Raw genomic sequence first — 19,457 nt, 5'->3', positions numbered from 1 at the left:
GTCGTGATAGCCTCGTCGGCGCATGACCGCCAAAGCGCTGCGGGACTACGCGCCGGGGGAGCTGCTCGACGGTCGGTTCTTGCTCCTCGAGCGGCTCGGTCGTGGCGGGTTCGGCGACGTCTGGCGCGCCGAGGAGCTGCTCCCGGACGGCGTGCCGCTGCGCACGGTCGCGCTGAAGCTCCTGCAGCGAACGGCGTACGACGCCGCGCACTGGGCCGAGGAAGCGAAGCTGCTCGCCTCGTTCCGGCACCCCTCCCTCGTGACGATCTACGCCGCGGGCGTGCTTCGCGCGCCCGAAGCGGTCCCGTTCGTCGCGATGGAGCTGCTCGAGGGGAAAAACCTCGCGGAGGTCTTGCTCCAGCGAAAGCGCGTGCCGTGGCGGCGCGTGCTCGGCTGGGCGCGCGCGACGGCGGCGGCGCTCGACGTGATCCACGTGCGCGGCGTGGTGCACCTCGATCTCAAGCCGGCGAACCTGTTCGTCTCGAACGACGGCGCGCTCAAGGTGCTCGATTTCGGCATCTCGCGGCGGGCCGGCTCGAAGGCGCCCGAGATCGCGCCGCCAGAGTTTGCCGGCGGGGACGCCGCGGGGCTCGAGACGGCGGCGTTCGTCGCGGCGCAGGACGAGCGATCGTCGCAGCCGACGCGCGCGCAAAGCTCGGGGCGCGCCGTCGTGGGCACGCCGGGGTACATGGCGCCCGAGATCCTCGAGCTCGCCGAGCCCACGCCCGCGGCCGACGCGTACGCCCTCGCCGCGACCATCGTGAAACTCGCGACGGGGCGCATGCCGTACGAGGACGTCGCGGACGAGCCGATGGAGCTGTCCGACGCCGCCGCGATGAGCGCGTGGTGGTCCGATCTGCGCGACGCGACGCTTCGTGGTCGCCTGCGTGATCTCTCGGCCGATCCGGCCGGTCTTCCGCGCGGGCTCGTGGCGCTGCTCGTGCGCCTCCTGTCCGTGGATCCGCTGCAACGAGGGGTGACGCCGGGCAAGCTCGCGGCGCTCTTCGACGAGGCGTGGGAGCGGCCGCACGGCGTGATGGATCCGCCGTACGCAGGGCTCGCGGCGCTGCCGAAGGAGGCCGAGGGACAGCTCTTCGGGCGGGATGACGACGTCGCGCGGCTCGGTCGTGAGCTCGCGTTCGAGCCGGTCGTGGTGTTGTATGGGCCGCGCGGGGCGGGGAAGTCTTCCCTCGCGTGGGCGGGCCTCGTCCCGCACCTCGCGCGCGCCGCGGTGGACGGCAAGGACGACTGGATCGCCGTGGCCGTTCGTCCCGGCGAGGATCCCGATCACGCGCTCGACGCGGCGCTCGGCACCGTCGACGCGGCGCTCGTGGGCGCTTCCTCCGCGGAGGTCTCGCGTCATGCGGCGAGCTCGTCCGTGGGGCTCGTGCTGCTCGTCGATCCGCTCGAAGACGCGCTCTCCGCGCCGGAAGGCACGAACACGCGGCTCGCTCGGCTCCTCGCGGATCTCGCCGAGGGCGGCGAGCGGCCGGGCCTGCGCGTGCTCGCGACGCTCGGGGAAACATACGTCGCGAACCTGGCGGATCCCGCGGCCCCCTTCGCGTCCCTGCGCGCCGCGCTCCGCTTCGTGGGGCCGCCGCCGGCCGCGGCCGTGCACGACATCGTGACGGGGCCGGCGCGGATCGCAGGCGTGCGGATGATCGGCGCCGACGCGATCGTCGCCGACGTGCAGCGCGAGCTCCGCGGCGCGGATGATCGTTTGCCGCTCGTCGCGCTCGCGCTCGCCGCGTTCTGGGACAAACGCGTGCTCTCCGCGGAGAAGTGGCGCGCGCTCGGCGGCCTCGTCGGCGCGCTCGCCAAGCACGCCGAGAAGCTCCTGGCCTCGCTCGACGACGCTCAGCGCGGGATCGCGATCGAGGCGGTGCTGCGGCTCTCCACGACCGATCACAAGCCTGTCCGCTGGGACGAGGACGAGCTCGTGTCGGTCCTCGGCGAGGACACGGCGCTCGTGCGACGCGTGATCACGCGCCTCGAACGCGAGGGCCTGCTCCGGCGGCGCGACGGCCGCGTCGAGCTCTCGCACCCCTCGATTGCCGTGGTCCCGCGGATCGAGCTGGTCCGCAGCCGCGAGGCCGAGCGGCTCGTCTTGCTCGAGCGGCTCCGCGACGCGGCGATCGCCTGGGATCGGGCGGCTTACCACCCGGACTTCCTGCTCACGGGCTGGCTCTTCGAGGAAGTCGAGCGCAGGCCCACCTGGACGCGCGGCTTGCTCACCACGCTCGAACGCCAGCTCGTCGAGAGGAGCCGGCGCCTCGCGCGGCGGCGCAAGATCCTGAAGGGCGCCTCGATCGTCCTCTTGCTCGCGATCGTCCTCGGCGCCGCCGCGCTGAAGCGCGCGATGGACGAGCAGCAAGCGCGCGCCGAGCGAGCGCGCGTCGAGGCGGAGGAGCGCGCCTACGTCGCCGAGGTCCTCTTCCGATCACGCCGCGTCGACGACCCGTACCATCGCGCGGCCTGGATCGCGGAGGCCATCGAGTTCGGCGCGGAGGATCCGGCGCTCCCGCTCGATCTGCTCCGCGCGGGCACGGGCTTGCCGCGCGCGCAGTTCCTCACGCTCGAACCCTCGACGAACCCCGCGTTCCCCTGGGACGATCGATGGCTCGTCGCGACGCAGGGCCAGACGCGCCTCGTCGTCGTCGATCTCCGCTTCGACCCCTTCTATCAGGCCACGCCGCCCGACGGCGCCGAGCCGACCGCGGCCGCGGAGCTGCATCCGCGCGCGCTCGTCGTGCGCCCCCACGACGCTCCGTTCGTCGAGCGTGTCCCGCTCCCCTTCGACACTGCGCTCGCGACGCGCTCCGTCACCGGCGAGGTGCGCATCTTCCGGCTTCGTCCCGACGGTGAGGTCATGCTCGCGGCCATCGCGCCGCGTCGTTGCACGGGCGCGCTCGAGGCCGCGGACGCGGCGCCCGTGCTGGCTTGTGCCTCGGAGAACGGCTTGCTCCGCTGGGATCTCCGCCGCTCCGGCGAAGTCGAAATGCATCCGTTCCAGGGCATCGTGCTCGACGTCTCGCCGGACGGCTCGCTCGTCGCGGCCGCGTCCGGCTCGAAGCTCGTGATCTGGCGTCCGGCCGACGGCAGCATCACGGAGGTCAAGCCGACGAGCGCGGTCGTCCTCGCGCGTTTCGGCCCGCGCGAGCCCTTGCTCGCCCTCGCCGAGCATGGCGCCTTCGAGATCGTCGATCCTGCGCGGCCCGAGGCTCCGCTCTTCCGCGGCCCCAGCGTCGAGGCGCCCTCGTTCCTGCGCTGGGACGAAGGCGGCCTCGACCTCGCGGTCTGCGGCACCGATCCCACCGGCCCCGACAAGTCGATCATCGGCCGCTTCCACTACCTCCGCCCCGGCGGCCGCGCGCCCGGCGACGCGCTGCCCAAAGGCGCTCCTTGCTCGCCTGCGCCGCGCCCCAGGCGCCCCACGCCCATCACCTCGCCCGACGAGGTCCCCGCGTTCGCGCGTGTCCCCATCGGCCCGCGGGATCTCCTCGGCGGCCATCGCCTGGAGAACGGCCACGTCGTGACGGGCGACCTCGTCCTGCTCTCCGGCGCGACCGGCGCGATCGACGCGCTCGTCCGCTTCCGCGCCGCCGATGGCCCCGCGCCCTCGTCGACGAGCTCGGTGCGCGCCGTGGTCCGCGAGAGCAACGACGTCGTCGCGTTCCAGGTCGACGACGAGGTCCGCTTCTATCGCGTCGCCGACGGCAAGCGCGAGCTTGGCCGCAAGGGCAACTTGCTGCGCCGTTGCCAGGACGGTCGCGTCGCCGCGTGGGAGCATGAAGGCGAGGCTTGGCACGTGTTCGATGCCCGCAGCGGCGCGACCATCGGAAACGTCGCCCACGAGCCTGGCCTCGTCCTCGCCGTCGACGCGGTTTGCCGCATGCTCTACACGCAGCGGCTCGACGGGGCGATCGTGGCGACGCCTCTCGACGGTGCTTCGCTTGCCGCGCCCCGCGTGATCGCTTCGGCGGACGGCTACGTGTACGACGTGCGCCCGAGCGCGGCGCGCGGCGCGGTTGGCGCGGGCGTTTGGATCGCGGTGAGCTCTGGCGCGCTTGCGCGGATCGACGAGGCCACGTCGGAGGTCCGTGTCCTCGGGTATGCGAGCCCGCGCGCGACGGCGCTCGGCGACGGACCTTCGCCGGGGGAGCTCGTCTATGCGGACGACACGGGGGTCGTCGTCCTCCGCGCGCGTGGGCCGGAACGCCTCCTCGAAGCTTCGGGCGCCACTGTCTGGGAGGACGTCTCCGTCGCGCCTGATGGCCGCTCCATGCTCCTCCTCTCGGCTGATCGCGTGGCTGCGCTCGACGTTGCGCGCCGCGAGATCGTGGGCAGCATGCCGCTCCGGGGTCGCACGCGGTTCGTGCCTTGGGATGCGGGGGGATCGGTGCTCGTGTGGTCGTTTGATCGGCCGGGGGGCGTGGAGGGCGAGATCATCCCTCGGGGCCGGCCGCTTGCGGACGCGGTCGGGCGGACGTTATCGAACTTGCGCGTCGATCGCGGCCGACTCGACCTTCAACAGTGATCGCCGGCCACGGCCCTGCGTGCATCGACCGCATCGCGGTCGATGCACCCTTGGTCCAGGGCTGCGCCCTGGTTCGGGTCCAGGGGCGAACAGCCCCTGGTCGGGCCCGGGGTGAAACCCCGGCGCGACGCCGTGAAACACCCTCCTCAGGACACGCCGATCAGCTCGACCTCGAAGACGAGCGTCGAGTTCGGCGGGATGAGCCCTGGGAACCCGCGCTCGCCGTAGGCCAGGTGCCCTGGGATCGTGAGCTTCCGGATCTCGCCCACCTTCATCCCGGCCACGCCTTGGTCCCAGCCCTTGATCACCTGCCCGGCGCCGAGCTGGAACTGGAAGGGCTGGCCCCGATCGCGAGAGCTGTCGAACTTCTTACCGTTCGTGAGCGTGCCCACGTAGTGTACCTGGACCTTGTGTCCGGCCTTGGCTTCTGCGCCGTGTCCTGCTTGGAGCGTCTCGATTTCGAGTTCACCGGTCGCCATGTCGATTCTCCTCTCTTCTTCCGTGGTTGGCCGGTATTCGACCGGCCTCTGGGGCGCTCGTCAAGCGAATCGAGCTTACCCTGCCGCGGGGCGTGCTGTCTTTTTCCGACCTTGCTCGATTCCAGGTGCGCGGCGGGCTCGCGGGCGCGGTAGGATCCTCGGTTATGAGCGATCAGAAGAGGGGACGTATCGCGCTCGTCACGGGCGGCGCGGTGCGTGTGGGGCGGACGATCGTCGAGGCGCTCGTCGATGACGGATACGAGGTCCTCATTCATTATGCGGCGAGCGAGGAGAGCGCGCGCGGGGCGCGGGAGCACTTCCTTTCGCGTGGCGCGCGCGTCGAGCTCTGCCGGGCTGATCTCTCCGATCGAACGGGGGTGAGCGCCCTTGCTGCCCGGGCGCGCAGGTTCGGCGCGGGCAAACTCGACCTCCTCGTGCACAACGCCGCCCATTTCGAGCGTGTTTCTCCGGACGCGCTCGACGCGGGCGCCTGGGATCGGGCCATGGCGCTCAACGCGACGGCACCTTATTTGCTCACGCTCGCGCTCGCGGCGGAGCTCCGGGCTGTGCGCGGGTCCGTCGTGGCGATCGGCTGCGTCAGCGCGGAAAGGCCGTGCGAGCATTACATCCCGTATTCGATCTCCAAGGCCGCGCTCGTCTCGGCCATGCGGGGCCTCTCCCTCGCGCTCGCGCCCGACGTACGTGTGAACGTGGTTTCGCCGGGCACGGTCCTCCCGCCTGCGGATGTCGACGACGAGGGGCGCGAGCGGCTCTGCCGGACGATACCGCTCGGGCGGATCGGCGATCCTGGGGATGTCGCGCGGGCGGTGGTGTTTTTTGCGAAAAACCACTTCGTGACGGGGCAGGTGCTCGCCGTGGACGGTGGACGTTCGATTGTTTGAGGGTTCGTCGAGGCTGGATCATACGCCGTTTTTCCGAATTACCTCACCCAGCGGTTTTTCCGTTCCATGTTAGGTTTCCCCTTCATGAGAACCGATTTCCGCCTCGCCATACCGATGACGCTGTTGCTGGCCGCGTGTGGGGAGGATCCTCCGGTGACCGAGGTCCCCGAGGTGGCCGAGGATCTCTCATTTCCCGAGGGATTTCTCTTCGGAACTGCGATCGGCGGGTTCCAGGCCGACATGGGGTGCCCGACGCCCGGCCTCGCTGGTTGCGTCGATAACGGATCGGATTGGTATGCGTTCGCCACCTCGTCCGAAACGATGCACTCTGCCATGACATACCTGTCCGGGCAGGATCCGGCCGTCGTCGGCCCGGGCTTCTGGGAGCTCCACGAGCTGGATCTCGACCGCGCGCAGGGGGAGCTCCACAATGGGGCATTCCGCTTCAGCATCGAATGGAGTCGCATCTTTCCCGGGCCGACCGATGGCATCACGGGTTACGAGGCATTACGCTCCGTCGCGAACGAGGCGGCGATCGCGCATTATCATGCGATGCTGAACGGGCTGCGGGTGCGTGGGATGTCCCCCATCGTGACCTTGAATCACGGTACGCTCCCTGCGTGGATTCACGACGCCGTCGGGTGCCACCTGAACCTCGCCACGTGTTCGCCGCGGGGATGGCTCGATCGGGAGCGAACCGTCGCGGAGATCGCCAAGTATGCGGGGTTCGTCGCGCGGGAGTTCGGCGCGGACGTCGATCGCTGGGCCACGCTGGACGAGCCTTTTGCGGTCCTCCTGTCCGGTTATCTCGCGCCGAGCGCCGAGCGCAGCCATCCGCCGGCCGTCGCGCTCGCGTCGGGCGCGGTGAAAGACGTGTTCGTCGCGCTCGTCGAGGCGCACGCGCGCATGTACGACGCGGTGAAAGAGAACGACACGGCCGACGCCGACGGCGATGGAATGCCCTCCGACATCGGCCTCGTGTATGCAATGACCCCCGCTTCCCCGGCCGATCCGAAGAGCGCGCTCGACGTGAAGGCGGCCGAGAACATGTTTTACCTTTACAACTGGGCTTATCTCGATGCGGTCGCGAACGGGGAGCTCGACGCGGAGCTCGCGGGCAAAGGAGCGCGGCGCGCCGATCTCGAGGGCCGCATGGATTGGCTCGGCATCAATTATGGTACACGCGCGACGGTCCGGGGCACGAGCCTGCCCCTTTTGCTGGAGGTCACGCCGCTCGGCACGTTCGATCCGCTGGACGTGCGCCGCGGGGAGGTCGATCCCGAGGGCCTTCACGACATGCTGGAGCTCGCCCATCGCAAATATGGATTGCCCCTCTACGTGACGGGCAACGGGCTCGATCACCCTCTCGACGACGAGGACGCGGGCCCGAGCTTCCTCGTCCGTCACCTCGCCTGGGCGAGCCGCGCGATGCAGGAAGGGATCGACCTGCGCGGCTACTTCTTCTGGAGCCTCGTCGACGATTACGAGTGGAACCAGGGCATGACCCCGCGCTTCGGGCTTTACGCGGTCGACGCGTCCGATCCGCAGAAGAACCGCACCCCGCGCAAGACGGCCGAGACCTATGGCATCATCGCCGAGGAGCGCCGGATCCCGCCCGAGCTCCTCGTGGCGTATCCGGCGCCGCGATGAGGGCCCGGCCACCATCCGGACCCTTCGCAGCAAACGCCCCATCCGGGGCCGGGCGCGTTAAGATGAGGCGTGCTCCACGCCTCGCCCCGCTCTCCCCACCTCGAAGGCGCCCGCGCGCGGGGACGTGGCCGATGAGCCTCGTCGCGCAGAAACTCCGGGCTGCCACCGTCGATCCGGCCGAGCCTCGCCTCGACGGCCCCGTCGTGCGCATCCGCGCGCGTTTCGGCAAGACCTGGGCGGCTTCGGGCACCGGGTTCTTCATCGCCGACTGGCTCTCCTCGATCGTCACGGCCCGGCATGTCGTCGCGCTCGCGGACGGCGCGGCGCCCGCGGAGGTCTTGGTGCGCGTCCTCGCCGGCGGGCGCTGGGTCGAGCTCGAGGCCGTGGCCGTCGCGTATCCGTCGGGCGGCGTCGCGGCCGACGACGTGGCCATCGTCCGCGTGAACGCGCGGTGCTCGAGCGCCCTGCGCATGGCCACGCTCGACGCGCCCGTCGCCGGCCAGGTATGGGGGTATCCGCTCGGGAACGAGGCGCCGCGCGCGCCTCTCGTCGTGCCGGCGAAGGTGCGGCCGAGCGAGGGGAAGGTCGTGCTCGATCGCCAGGGCCGCATCGGCATGAGCGGCGGGCCCGTGGTCGCCGTCGTCGGCGACGGGCCGCCCACTGCGGTCGTCGGCATTTACCTCGGACCTGCCCCGAATGGCGGTGGAAGGGCGCAGGCCCTCGCCGCCCCGTCGGTGCTCGCCAGCATGGAAGCCGCGATGGGTTGCGCTTGATTCTTTGCAAAGAGACGCCATGAGGACGAGGACCAAATCATCGATCGTCGGATTCGGGCTCGCGCTTTTGGCCTTGGTCCCGCTCGCGGACGCGAGCGCCCAGGTCACGCCCGTCGTCGTCCCCTCGGATCAGCTCCCGCCGCCCCCGACCCCGGCGCCTTCCGCGCAAGCCGTGACGTCGCCCGCGGCGACCCCGATCGCGCCTCAGGGCGACGCGGGGGATCCCATTCAGGTTCACGTGGGCCGGGTCGACGCCCTCGCCTCGTTCGCGCGCGCTTTGCGGGCCACCTGCGCGGCGCCGGCGAGCGACGATCCCAAAGCCGCGCTCGAAAAGGCCGCGGCGCGCCTCGTGGCCCAGCGAAAGGGCATCGAGGCCGTCGAATTGCGGCAAAAGAAGCTGGAGCAAGAGGTCGCGGCAAAACCTTTCGATGGGCGTACGAACGCGACGCTGGAGGCAACGAAACGCGAACGGAAAGCCATCGAGGACGCCGCGCGGCGGGAGGTCGCGGGCAGGCTCGACGAGCCCGCGCGTAGCCTCACGGGCCTGCGCGTCGATCTCTGCGCCGAGCTTTGCGCCGGCGGGGATACGGCCGCGTCGCCGGTCAACCTTTGCGCTTTCTCGGCGCCCGCGCTCGCGAATGCGGCCGTCATCGCGGATCAACGCAGTGTCGAGGCCGTCGCGCGGTACGTATCCCGTAAATTCGAGCCGATCCGCGTCGTCCTCGCGGATCGCAGCGTGCTTTCCCTCGCCGAGATCGGCGATGCGGACCCGCTGCTCGCCCGCCGATATCCCCTTCTCGACGTGCCCGCCGCGGCGATGCGTGTCTTCACCGTGCAGCACACCGGCCTCGAAGTCGCCGCCTTCACGGCCGCCACGCTCGACGTCGGCGTCCGCGCGCTCGCGAGCTTCGTCGGCGATCGGGCCCGGCGCGAGGCGCTCGTGTGGTTCCTCGAGCGATTGCACGAAGACGCCTGCGGCCCCGCGATGACGCCCGCCGGCGCGCAGGGGGATTCGTACCGGGAGATCCGGTCCTTCTGGCTCCCGACGACCTGCGCGCTCTCCACGCGCCGCCTCGATTTCGCGCAATATGGCGGCGGCGAGAGCTTGCTCGGCGCGCTGCGCGGCGCCGTCGCCTCCGATGTGAAGAACTGGCCCGGCGTCGCCCTCGGCCTCGGCTTCGGCGCGTCGTTGTGGGCGGACGTGAACCTCGCCGGAAACCTATTTTCGTGCGCGGATGACCCGACCGCTCCGGTGATCTGCGATGCCGGCGCGCCCGATCGCGTCACCTGCCAGGCCCGCGCCCAGCGGCGGCTCGTTTGCGGCGCGGAAGTACGCCTGCGCGGGGCCGCATCCAAGCTCGTCTCCGATCTCTCGACCGGCGCGAATGCCGCCCTGAGCCTCTCCCATTTCGGCGACGAGCTCGACGGCGCGAACGGATATCGCCTCTTTCGCAATACGCCGCGGCGGCTCTTCAGCCAGCGCCTCGAAGTCGCGGCGTGCGCTGCATCTCTCCCGCACGTCTTCCAGGAATACGGCGAGCTCGTCCGCCAGACCCGCCCCGGCCGAGCGGAGGAGACCGAGGCGCTCCTGCTCGCCGCGCTCACCACGTCCCCCGCGTGTTTCACCCTCGTCGGCCGAGGTTTTTCCCGGAACGATTGCCCCGCATTTTCCGCGAGCACCGACGCGACCGGATCCCACGCGTGTCACCGCAAAGACCCGGCCACCTCTGGCGACGTGGACGCGGCGCTCTTTTCGTCGCTCGAAGCCACGGCGCCCCTCGAAAAACTCTCGACGATCGCGCGCTGGTCGAATTTCGTGCGTTTTCCCGCGGCCGAGATCGGCACCCGCTGGAGCGCCGTCCTCACGGCCTTCGACGCCTATCGTGCTGCCGCCGAAGCGCTCCGAACCACGGTCGATCCGAAGCTCGTGAGCCCGCCGGCCCTGCAGATCGGCGTCGACGTCGACGGGAAGAAGATCGGCGAGATCGTGCGGGCCCTCGAAGCGTACGCTCGCGACACGTCACGCTTGGCAAGCCAAACCAATTCGTTCGCCCTCCAGCGCGCCGCCGTCGTCCTCGCCCGCGCGTCGCTCGATCTCGCGCTCGCCTTCGTCGCGGCCGGCGAGCAGCTCTCCGAGGCCGTCTCGTTTCCCGGCCTCTGCAAGGCCGCCACCTGTTCGACCGGCGAGATCACGCCGATCTTCGTCGCGGCGCGGGCCGATCTCGCGCGCCTCGCGGCGAGCCTCGAGACCCTCGAGGCCGCGCTCGCCGAGGACTGGGGCCGCGTCGTCGCGCGGGTCATCGCGGCCGCGCGGGCCGACCTCGAGCGCATGTGCCAGGACGAGGAGTGCAAGAAGCTCTGCGCGGCGGGGAAGGGGCCTTGCCGCCCCCTCGACGCCATCGCGCGAAACAGCGGCCTCTTCGCGACGATTGCGTTCGAGTCCGACCCCTCGCGTATCGCCGAGGCCCTCGACGCGGCGGCCATGCCCATCGGCGGCTGGCGACGGAAAAACACGCCCGGCGCGACCACGATCTCGCTCGGCGCATTCCCGGGCATGTTCGTCGGCGGCGAGCTGCGCTTCGGCACCTACGGGACCACCACCGAGCGCGGCGGCGTGCCACACGTCGTCGCGCCGACCCTGGCCATGCCGATCGGCCTCGATTTCGCGACCGGCCGCGGTGATTACAACCTCGGCGCCTTCATCTCGTTGATCGATCCGGCGGCCTACCTGCAATACGACGTCGAAGAGGCCGGCCGTCTGCCCGGGGCGCAGCTCCTCACGTTGCTCGCGCCTGGCGTGTATCTGCGCGCGGGCCTGTTCGACAGCCCCTTCAACCTCGGCGTGTACGGCGTGCTCCGGCCCGGACTCCGCGCGTGGGAGTCCGGGCTCAGCATGCCGGGCGCGCACGCCTTGCAGTTCGGCGTGGCCGCGAGCGTGGACGTCACGCTCTTCGATCTCTTCACGGGCCGAGCCGCGGATTGATTACCACGGAATGGGATCGCCGCGGAAATGGTAGAAGCCGCCCGATTCGGCGCGGGACAGGCGATCGACGAGCTTCATGATGCCGGTGACCGACTCCTCGACGGACATCGGCGCGTCCGGCCCGCCCATATCGGTCTTCACCCAGTCCGGGTGGAGGGCGACGACCGTGAAATCCTCGCCCCGCAGGTCGATCGCCATCGATTTCGTGGCCATGTTCAGCCCCGCCTTCGACGTGCGATAGGCGTACGCCCCGCCGTCCGTGTTCTCGGCGATGGAGCCCATGCGGCTCGACATGTTCACGACTTTGCGCACCGAGCTCTTCCGGAGGTGCGGGAGCAGCGCCGACGTGACGCGCAGCGCTCCCACGGCGTTCGTGTCGAAGGTCCGCGTCACGTCCTCGAAATCGAGGTCCTCGAGTGAAAGCCATTTGCCCATCACGCCCGCATTGTTGATGAGCACGTCCACCGCCACGTCGCCGATCGCGGCGGCGAAGGCCCGCACGCTCGTATCGTCCGCGACGTCGCAGGCGAACACCCGCAGCCGCCCGCCCGCTCCCTGGCCGAGCGCGGCGAGATCGTGGGCGGATTCGGGGTTTCGGACACCGGCGTCGACGTGGTCGCCGCGCTCCAGATACCTACGGGCGAGCTCGAGGCCGATGCCTCGGTTCGCTCCAGTGATCACGACTCGCATGCCGTGGGGTCTAGCACGGCTTCTCCGTCATTTCCCGATCGATTTGCAGCAGCGAAAACCGAGGTGGTAATTGCCGTGGCTGTTGGGATCCGTCACGCGAGTGCCGTGCCAGTCGGGCGCGCGCCACCGGCAATCGTCCGGGTGCGCCTCGAAGTCCGAGAAGATGAACCAGCTCCCTTTCATCTCGGTCTGACCCGTGCCCCCGTGGCTCGTCATCTCCTCGGGGCGGAGCGGTAAGTTCATGTGCTCGGCCACGTTCCCATGCTGATCGTACACGCCGAACGGGCTCTTGCACTCCGGGAACGATCCAGCCGGGAACGAATTCGTCCCGCAGCGCTTCCATCCGCTCGACGTGCACCCCTTCGTCTTGCGGCTCTTCGTCGCGCACTTCGAATGGTCCTTCTCGCGCCCGTACGCCCAGACGATCTCCCGATCGCGGTTGTGCAGATCCTTCGATTCCTTGCGCGGCTTGCCGAACGAATACTCGACCTCCGGCGCGTGCACCGCGCCCGCGCACGCGCCCTCCCATTCGTGCGCGTCGCAGAGCCTCTTTCCGATCGCCGCGCAGAGCTCGGCCGCCTCCTTCGCCGTCGGGCCCGTGACCGGGTGCTCGCACGGAATGCCGGGAAACTCGTACCGATCGATACAGACCCGCGCGTCCGCCTCCTTTTCGCCGGCGAGCGCGTCGTAGATCGGCGTCATGAACGGCGCGCCGCACGCGGGTTCGTCCTGCTCGAATCCCCCGGCCGTGTTCCGCGCTTCGCGGCATTCCTTGCGGGTCATCGGGTATTTCGTGACCTTGGGGTTGCCCTGGCCGAGCACCGGCGATCGATCGAAAATGGCGCGCACCGCGGCCATTTGCTCGTCCGTGACGTGGAGCATCGAGACCATGCGCCGGAAGAGCGCCTCGCGTTGCTGCTCGATCGTGTCCGGATACAGCTCTTCATCCGGCATCGGCGGCAGGGGCGCGAATACCTTCGGGGCGGGCGGCGCGGGCTCCTTTGCGGGAGGCGCGGGCGCGGCGCTCACGGAGGCGGGCGGGGCGGCGAGGGACGAGGCCGGCGCGGCTTCGTTCTCGCTGCTCTCGGCGGACGAGCACGCGGCGAGGGCCGAGGCGAGGAGCGCAGGGGCGGCGCGGCGGATCGAGGACACGACGAGGGGCGACATGCGGCACGAAGGACGCGTGGGCGGCGCGGAGATCTTCCCGGGAGCCACGGCGGGCAAGCTATACCCCGAGCCGCGCCGCTCGTCACGGGACGTCGAGGTCGAGCACGAGCATCGTCACGAGCGAGGTCCCGCGGCCCTTCACGTTCGCGACCGAGACTTTGTACGTGTGCCCTTTCGTGGGTTCGAGCGCGACGACGGGCGCCGCGTCGTCGGCATCGTCGCGGCCCGCGATCTCGTTCGTCGTCGCGTCGAGGACCTCTAGATTCACGTCGTCGGCCGCTGCATCGGCGCCCGCGAGGATCACGCTGAGCGGCGCTTCGAGCTCGAGTCCGCCCGTCCGTATGTTCTCCTCCTCGGCGAGGATCGTTCCGAAGAACGACCACTCGCCGTCGGCGTGGAACGCGAGGCCCTGCGAGCCCTTCATCCGCCGCGCGACGAGGTGCGAGGCCTGCGCCGCATTCGAGAGGGTGCGGCCGAAGGACTCGACGAAACGGTTCACCGGGATCGAGAGGCCTCCCTCGCGCATGATCGCGACGACGCCAAACCCGCCGCCTTCGCCTTTTTTCGCGTTCGCCAGGCGAATGCGGTATTTGCCCTCCTTCGGCGGCGTGAGCTCGACGACTGGCTGCGCGTCATCCATCGTATCGGCCGCGACGACCCTGCCTTCGGGGCTCTCCACGGCGAGGTCGAGATCCTCCACGCCATCCGAGCCTCCGCCGAGGATGACGTACCTCACGCCGGCCCGGAGCGGGCGCGTGACCGATACCTCGCGTCCATTTTCGAGGAAGGCGCCGAGCACACAAGAGGCGTCTTCGTCGAAGCCGAAGCGCGATTGCTGCTCGAACCGTTGCGCGGCGCCCGTCACGCGTCCGACGGCCTGGGTCATGAATCGGCCGGGCCGCCAGGCGGATTTTTCGTCGTCCTCCGCGTTCGTTGGCTCGGAGGGCGTCTCGGGGGATTGCGCGGGCGGCGTGGCCGGCGCTCGTGGCGAGAGGGGCAGCCCTTCGCTGCTGCCGCCACAACCGGTGAAACAGGCGAAGAGGAGCGGAACGACGGCCCGGTTCATCCGCCACCCGCGCAACAACGGAAGCCCGTATTGTCCTCGGCGGCATCGATGGGCCGCGCGCTCCTCGCATCGCAGCCCATGTACTTTGCCGAGCTCGAAAACGATCCGCCGCGCCGCCGGCACTCGGGGACGCCGCTGTCGCCCGGAATGCAGGCGTCTTCCCATTCCCACACGTTGCCGCTCATGTCGACGATCCCGGGCGAACCGCCGCCGCAGTCCGGCAGCACGAACGCCACGAGCGGCGCCCCGTACTTCGCGTCGGCGCCATTGCACGCGTTCGGATCGTACGTCGAACCGTAGGGAAACGGCATCGCACCGCCGTGCGTGCACGCGCTGAACCACTGGCTCTGCGCTGGATCGTCGTGCCCGAAATAAGGCGTGGGCCCGCCGGTGATGCGCCCGCAGAGGTGTTTTCCGAAGGCCGCGCAGAAAGCGACCGCGTCGCAGAAATCCACGTTCACGACGGGATAGTCGTTCTTCGGCGGCGGCCCCGGTGCAGGGACGAACGTCGTGTTCCCGGCGCAATCGGGGCGCTGCCCGCTCGTGTCCGGGGACGTCTCGAGCCACGCCGCATACTGCGCGTTCGTCACCTCGATCGTGTCGATGCAATACGCCCGGCCGTCCCAGCCGCCGAGCGCGACCATGGGCGAGGTCCCGGGGACGTCGGGGCACGTCAAGGCGCCCGCGTCGTCGACGAACACGCCCGTCGTCCCGCCGCTCGATTCGGTCCCGCCCTCGCAGCCCGCGACGGCGGCGACCAGCCCGAGCGTGGAGGCCACGAAGCTCAATCGGCGCAGCATCGGAAGCCCGTGTTCGCCTCGGCGGCGTTCCGCGGCCGCGCGCTCGAGACATCACAATCGACGTTGTCGGCCGAGCTCGAAAAGGATCCGCCGCGGCGACGACAAGTGTCCACGCCGGCGTCGCCGGGGATGCACGAATCCTCCCATTCCCACACGTTGCCGCTCATGTCGACGAGCCCCTCGAACCCGCCCTCGCAGCCCGGGAGCGTGCCCACGGGCAAAATCGCGCCGTAGGCCGCGTCTTTCACGTTGCAGGCATTCGCGTCGTAGGCCTGTCCATACGGATACGCTCGCGTGCCGCCGTGGCTGCACGCGCTGTACCATTGGTTCCGCGAGGCGTCGTCGTCCGCGAGATACGGCGCCGGGCCGCCGCCGATGCGGCCGCAGAGGCGCTTGCCCGCGGCCTTGCAAAACGCGAAGGCGTCACACCAATCGACGGATCCGACCGGGTAATCGTCCTTCGCCGGGACGCCGGTGGAAGGCGTGAAAGAGAGGTTCGAGGCGCAGGCCGAGCTCTGGCCCGCGACGCTCGGGTTCGTTTCGAGCCAGGTCGCGTAATGCGTGTTCGTCACCTCGGTGGCGTCGATGCAATAGGACTTCCCGTCCCAGCCCGGCACCGCGACCATGGCCGGCGTGTTCGCGACCGAGGGGCACGTCTTCGCGCCCGCGTCGTCGATGAACATCCCGCTGCTGCTGGAGCTCGCGGCGCCGCCCATGCCTCCCACGCCGCCCATGCCGCCGGCGCCGCCCATGCCGCCGCTCCCGGCGCCGCCCGTGCCCGCGCCGCCCGTGCCCGAGGTGACCGAGCTTGCGGCGCCGGTGCCCCCGTTACCGCCGTTACCGCCGGAGCCGGTGGAGGAAGAGGACGAGGTGGGTTGTCCAATGACGTCCGGGGGCTCTTGGGAGCCGCAACCCGCGGCGAACTGGCTCGCCGCGACGGCGACGGGCAGGGTGGCGAAGCTGAGGAGCAGGGCACGGCGGAGCAAGTCTCTGCGCATCGATCCCTCGCGCTGCAAAAGCATACGGCGAAGTACGATGGATAGCCCATCGGCGACGCGGAGAGAAGGGCTCGTCCGGAAAGAAGGAGGGCCCAGGCGGGCCCTCCTCGGGAAGGGTGGGCGTCAGGGGATGACGCTGAGGATGGGCAGCTCGGTGAACTCGAACGACAGGCCGCCGTTCGCGCCGGCGCCATTGAGGTCGCAGTAGGTCCAGCTCGCCCCGGCGTTGTGGCTGAAGCGATAGACGTAGCGGTAGGTGCCGGGCGTCGCGGGCGCGGTGAGCGTCGCCTGGTATTCGTCGTCGTTGCCCACCTGGACGTTGAACGTCGCCGGGACGAACGTGTACCCGCTCTGCGTGGTCGGGTTCACGTTCGCGGGGCCGAACCCGAGCTGGGCCACGATGGCGGCATTCGCGCCGGCCGCCTCCGTGAGGCCGGCGTCGTAGACGTGACCGTAGATCGTCTCGCTCATTTGACCGGCGGCCACGGTGGTGCTCGCCGGGAACTGGATCTTGCAATAATCGATTTCCGTCGCGTCGTCCGACTCGTTCACCGTCCCCACGAGGGGGCAGGTACAAACGAGCGCTGCGCTAGCGTTGTTGCGCGGCGTCGGCGCGTTCGCCGTGAAATCTAGGGAATTTTGGTTCGTGTCCGTGCATCCGGAGCCGAGGCGATGGACGGCGTTCGCTACGGAGGGGGCCGGCGTCGGGCCCGTCCCCTCGTAGAAATTCGCGGTCGTGCCATAACCCACGAGGTCCTGGATCTGCGCGCCTGCCGGATTGGCGCCCGAGAGCGGAGTCGTCGTGTTGACGAGGGCCACCTTGCCAGCAGATTGGCCGATGTTCGTCCCGCTCGATGATTGGGGCGTGGGGAGGGGACTGCCGATCGCGCCGTTCGAGCCGAACTGCACGAGGTAATACCCACCCGCGGGGATCGAGCCAGTCAGGTTCACGGCCTGCCAGCTCGATCCAGTGGCTCCGCCATACTGCACGCTCCAGCCCGCGACGCTCACGGTCGACGCGCCGCGGTTGTGGAGCTCTACGAAATCGTGGGTGAACGGTGCATTGGCGGATCCACCTCCACCGTAGATCTGGCTGATCACGACCGAACCCGTGCACGAGGTCGCCGTCGGCTCCGCCGTCAAGAACCCGTCCACCGACGTGTAAGCGGTGGCGAGCGGCGTGCCCGATGCATTCTTCGCCCCCGTCGTCACGCGGATCTTGTACGCCGTGTAATACGAGAGCGCCGGTGCAGGCACCAGCGTCGCGACCGTGTTGCCCATGCTCATCGTAGGCGCGGCCGACGCGAATCCGAGGCACGACGCAAAATTGTCCGTCGAGATCTGGATCGACCCCGTGCACGCCCCGGTCTCGGTCGTCGCCGTCAGCGTGGCCGGGTTCATGGCGGTGCTGAACGTGACGGCGATCGTCGAGCCAACCGCGACGTCGAACGTCCCGTCGGCCGGCGTCGTGCTGACGACCGTCGGCGCCACCGGCGCGACGCACATCCCCATGCTGTCGCATTGCGTGCCGCCATTCTGGTTGCACGCCGTGCCCGCGGACGCAGGCGGGTTCGACGGCATGCCGTTGTCGCAGACGTCGAGCGTGCACTGGTTACCGTCGATCGGCAGGTCGGCATTGTCGGCCGCGGTCGTCGTGCCGCCCATGCCATTGCAGACGGACGTCGTGCAATCGCCGGGCACCTGCGTCGCGACCGGCGTGCCCGAAGGCGCGTACGTCATGCTGCAGACGCCGGCATTGCAGACCGGCGCGCCACACTCGGTGACCTGGCCGGGGCAATCCGCCGCCACGGAGCACCCGACGCACTGGCCCATGCCGTTGCACTGGTTGCCATTGCCGCAATCCGTGCCCGCCGGCAGATTCGTGTGGGAGACGCCGGTCGCCGGATCGCAGGCGTCGGCCGTGCAAGCGTTGTTGTCGTCGATGGTGACGGGCGTGTGCGAGACGCCGGTCGCCGGATCGCAGGCGTCCGCCGTGCAAGCGTTGTTGTCGTTGATGTTGACGGGTGCGTGCGAAACGCCGGTCACCGGGTCGCAGGCGTCCGTCGTGCAAGCGTTGTTGTCATTGGTGTTGACGGGCGTGTGCGAGACGCCGGTCACCGGATCGCAGGCATCGGCCGTGCAAGCGTTGTTGTCGTCGAGGGTGACGGGCGCGTGCGAAATGCCGGTCACCGGGTCGCACGCGTCGGTCGTGCAGGCGTTGTTGTCGTTGATGTTGACCGGGTTCTGGACCGGCCCATTCGTCGGATCACACGCCGCCACCGTGCAGGCATTGTTATCGTCGGCCGGCAGATCCGTGGCGTCGTCCGCGGCCACGATGTTGCCATTGCCGTCGCACACGTCATGCTTGCAATCGCCGTCCGTCGGATCTCCCGCGGCGGTCCCTTGTGCCGCGTTATTGACGCCGCAAGCGCCCGACGTGCAGGTGCGCGTCTGGCAGGCCGTATCCTGACCCTGGCAATCGTTCGCGGTCACGCAGCCGACGCACGCGCCCATTCCGTTGCAGAACAGGTTCATGCTGGCGCCGCACGCCGCGCCGGACATCACGTTCGTGTGGGTCGGCACGCCGTTCGAGCAGGAATCGTTCGTGCATTCGTTGGTGTCGTCGGGCAGATCGGCGTCGTCGTTGACGGTCGTGTCCACGCCCTGGACGCAGAGCTGCTGCTTGCAATCCCCGATCGCGGGCGTGACGCCCGGGGTGGGGACGCCGTCGAGGTCCGTGTTCAGGCACGTGCCCGCCGCCACATTGCAGACATCGTCCGTACACGGGTTCGAATCGTCGCACGATTCATTCGTGGTGCATCCGGCGCTGCCGCCCATACCGCCGGCGCCGCCCATTCCACCGGCGCCGCCCATTCCGCCGGCGCCGCCCATTCCACCGGCGCCGCCCATGCCGCCCATACCGCCGGTACCACCCATACCGCCGGTACCACCCATACCCCCGACACCGCCCATCCCGCCGGTACCACCCATACCGCCGGTGCCGCCCATACCCCCGACACCGCCCATGCCGCCGGTGCCGCCCATACCCCCGACACCACCCATGCCGCCGGTGCCGCCCATACCGCCGGTGCCACCCATACCGCCGGTACCGCCCATACCGCCGGTGCCGCCCATACCCCCGACACCGCCCATGCCGCCCGAGCCCGGGCCCATCCCGCCGGAGCCGGGGCCCATCCCGCCAACGCCGCCGGTGCCCCCCGTGCCGGCGCCCGGCGACTGGTCGATCTGGCTCCGATCCACCGACGCGATGATCTCACACCCCGTGCCGGTCGAAAGGAGGGCGAATGCCATCAAGGTCAGCTTCGTGGTCCTGCGCATGTTTGTCCCTCTCCGTACCGCGTCTACCACGGAGGCCGGTCGGGACGAACGCAAAACCAGAGATGGCCCGGGC

The 19,457-nt window shown here is 69.9% G+C and carries 12 protein-coding genes; 5 read left to right on the top strand and 7 right to left on the bottom strand.

The features are described from left to right. Positions 1 to 22 precede the first annotated feature (22 nt). Positions 23 to 4,537, top strand: coding sequence for a serine/threonine-protein kinase (locus QHF84_RS05510; RefSeq protein ID WP_281312110.1), 4,515 nt, complete (start codon positions 23 to 25; stop codon positions 4,535 to 4,537). Positions 4,538 to 4,683: 146 nt separating this feature from the next. Here the strand turns inward: QHF84_RS05510 and QHF84_RS05505 are convergent, their stop codons facing one another. After that, a complete protein-coding gene (locus tag QHF84_RS05505) occupies positions 4,684 to 5,016 on the bottom strand; it encodes an FKBP-type peptidyl-prolyl cis-trans isomerase (protein WP_281312109.1) in 333 nt (110 codons plus the stop codon). Positions 5,017 to 5,180: 164 nt separating this feature from the next. Here QHF84_RS05505 and QHF84_RS05500 point away from each other — a divergent pair, with 164 nt between their 5' ends. The 4 genes from QHF84_RS05500 to QHF84_RS05485 all read left to right on the top strand — a co-directional run bounded on the left by QHF84_RS05500 (position 5,181) and on the right by QHF84_RS05485 (position 11,324). Beyond that, positions 5,181 to 5,918 carry an SDR family oxidoreductase gene (locus QHF84_RS05500; protein WP_281312108.1) on the top strand — a complete coding sequence of 246 codons (738 nt, stop codon included), beginning with the start codon at positions 5,181 to 5,183 and terminating at the stop codon, positions 5,916 to 5,918. 84 nt (positions 5,919 to 6,002) lie between these two features. Next, positions 6,003 to 7,568 carry a family 1 glycosylhydrolase gene (locus tag QHF84_RS05495; RefSeq protein ID WP_281312107.1) on the top strand — a complete coding sequence of 522 codons (1,566 nt, stop codon included), beginning with the start codon at positions 6,003 to 6,005 and terminating at the stop codon, positions 7,566 to 7,568. A 131-nt stretch (positions 7,569 to 7,699) separates the two neighbouring features. Further along, on the top strand, positions 7,700 to 8,341 hold the full coding sequence (locus QHF84_RS05490; protein WP_281312106.1) for a serine protease: 642 nt from the start codon (positions 7,700 to 7,702) through the stop codon (positions 8,339 to 8,341). Between the two features lie 19 nt (positions 8,342 to 8,360). Continuing rightward, on the top strand, positions 8,361 to 11,324 hold the full coding sequence (locus tag QHF84_RS05485) for a hypothetical protein (RefSeq protein WP_281312105.1): 2,964 nt from the start codon (positions 8,361 to 8,363) through the stop codon (positions 11,322 to 11,324). Here the strand turns inward: QHF84_RS05485 and QHF84_RS05480 are convergent, their stop codons facing one another. From QHF84_RS05480 to QHF84_RS05455, 6 genes are all read right to left on the bottom strand, one after another. Beyond that, positions 11,325 to 12,014 (bottom strand): SDR family oxidoreductase, encoded by a 690-nt coding sequence (locus QHF84_RS05480; RefSeq protein WP_281312104.1) that lies wholly within the window; start codon positions 12,012 to 12,014, stop codon positions 11,325 to 11,327. 27 nt (positions 12,015 to 12,041) lie between these two features. After that, positions 12,042 to 13,229 (bottom strand): SUMF1/EgtB/PvdO family nonheme iron enzyme, encoded by a 1,188-nt coding sequence (locus tag QHF84_RS05475; protein WP_281312103.1) that lies wholly within the window; start codon positions 13,227 to 13,229, stop codon positions 12,042 to 12,044. 34 nt (positions 13,230 to 13,263) lie between these two features. After that, complete coding sequence (locus QHF84_RS05470; RefSeq protein WP_281312102.1) at positions 13,264 to 14,247, bottom strand: hypothetical protein; 984 nt, start codon at positions 14,245 to 14,247, stop codon at positions 13,264 to 13,266. After that, the gene (locus QHF84_RS05465; RefSeq protein WP_281312101.1) at positions 14,244 to 15,047 is read right to left on the bottom strand and encodes an SUMF1/EgtB/PvdO family nonheme iron enzyme; all 804 of its coding nucleotides are present in this window, start codon (positions 15,045 to 15,047) and stop codon (positions 14,244 to 14,246) included. The genes QHF84_RS05470 and QHF84_RS05465 overlap by 4 nt, the downstream gene beginning before the upstream one ends. Beyond that, positions 15,032 to 16,045, bottom strand: coding sequence for an SUMF1/EgtB/PvdO family nonheme iron enzyme (locus QHF84_RS05460; protein ID WP_281312100.1), 1,014 nt, complete (start codon positions 16,043 to 16,045; stop codon positions 15,032 to 15,034). The genes QHF84_RS05465 and QHF84_RS05460 overlap by 16 nt, the downstream gene beginning before the upstream one ends. A 123-nt stretch (positions 16,046 to 16,168) precedes the next feature. After that, on the bottom strand, positions 16,169 to 19,384 hold the full coding sequence (locus QHF84_RS05455; protein WP_281312099.1) for an Ig-like domain-containing protein: 3,216 nt from the start codon (positions 19,382 to 19,384) through the stop codon (positions 16,169 to 16,171). Positions 19,385 to 19,457 lie beyond the last annotated feature (73 nt).

The sequence above is a fragment of the Polyangium sp. y55x31 genome (assembly GCF_029946505.1).
Classification (GTDB): domain Bacteria; phylum Myxococcota_A; class Polyangia; order Polyangiales; family Polyangiaceae; genus Polyangium.
The sequence above is the reverse complement of the archived record's forward strand: the minus strand, read 5'-3'. Positions and strand labels throughout refer to the sequence as shown.

Coding starts and splice junctions, on each gene's coding strand:
- QHF84_RS05510 (WP_281312110.1), top strand. CDS start 23: ATGACCGCCAAAGCGCTGCGGGACTACGCGCCGGGGGAGCTGCTCGAC.
- QHF84_RS05505 (WP_281312109.1), bottom strand. CDS start 5,016: ATGGCGACCGGTGAACTCGAAATCGAGACGCTCCAAGCAGGACACGGC.
- QHF84_RS05500 (WP_281312108.1), top strand. CDS start 5,181: ATGAGCGATCAGAAGAGGGGACGTATCGCGCTCGTCACGGGCGGCGCG.
- QHF84_RS05495 (WP_281312107.1), top strand. CDS start 6,003: ATGAGAACCGATTTCCGCCTCGCCATACCGATGACGCTGTTGCTGGCC.
- QHF84_RS05490 (WP_281312106.1), top strand. CDS start 7,700: ATGAGCCTCGTCGCGCAGAAACTCCGGGCTGCCACCGTCGATCCGGCC.
- QHF84_RS05485 (WP_281312105.1), top strand. CDS start 8,361: ATGAGGACGAGGACCAAATCATCGATCGTCGGATTCGGGCTCGCGCTT.
- QHF84_RS05480 (WP_281312104.1), bottom strand. CDS start 12,014: ATGCGAGTCGTGATCACTGGAGCGAACCGAGGCATCGGCCTCGAGCTC.
- QHF84_RS05470 (WP_281312102.1), bottom strand. CDS start 14,247: ATGAACCGGGCCGTCGTTCCGCTCCTCTTCGCCTGTTTCACCGGTTGT.
- QHF84_RS05465 (WP_281312101.1), bottom strand. CDS start 15,047: ATGCTGCGCCGATTGAGCTTCGTGGCCTCCACGCTCGGGCTGGTCGCC.
- QHF84_RS05460 (WP_281312100.1), bottom strand. CDS start 16,045: ATGCGCAGAGACTTGCTCCGCCGTGCCCTGCTCCTCAGCTTCGCCACC.
- QHF84_RS05455 (WP_281312099.1), bottom strand. CDS start 19,384: ATGCGCAGGACCACGAAGCTGACCTTGATGGCATTCGCCCTCCTTTCG.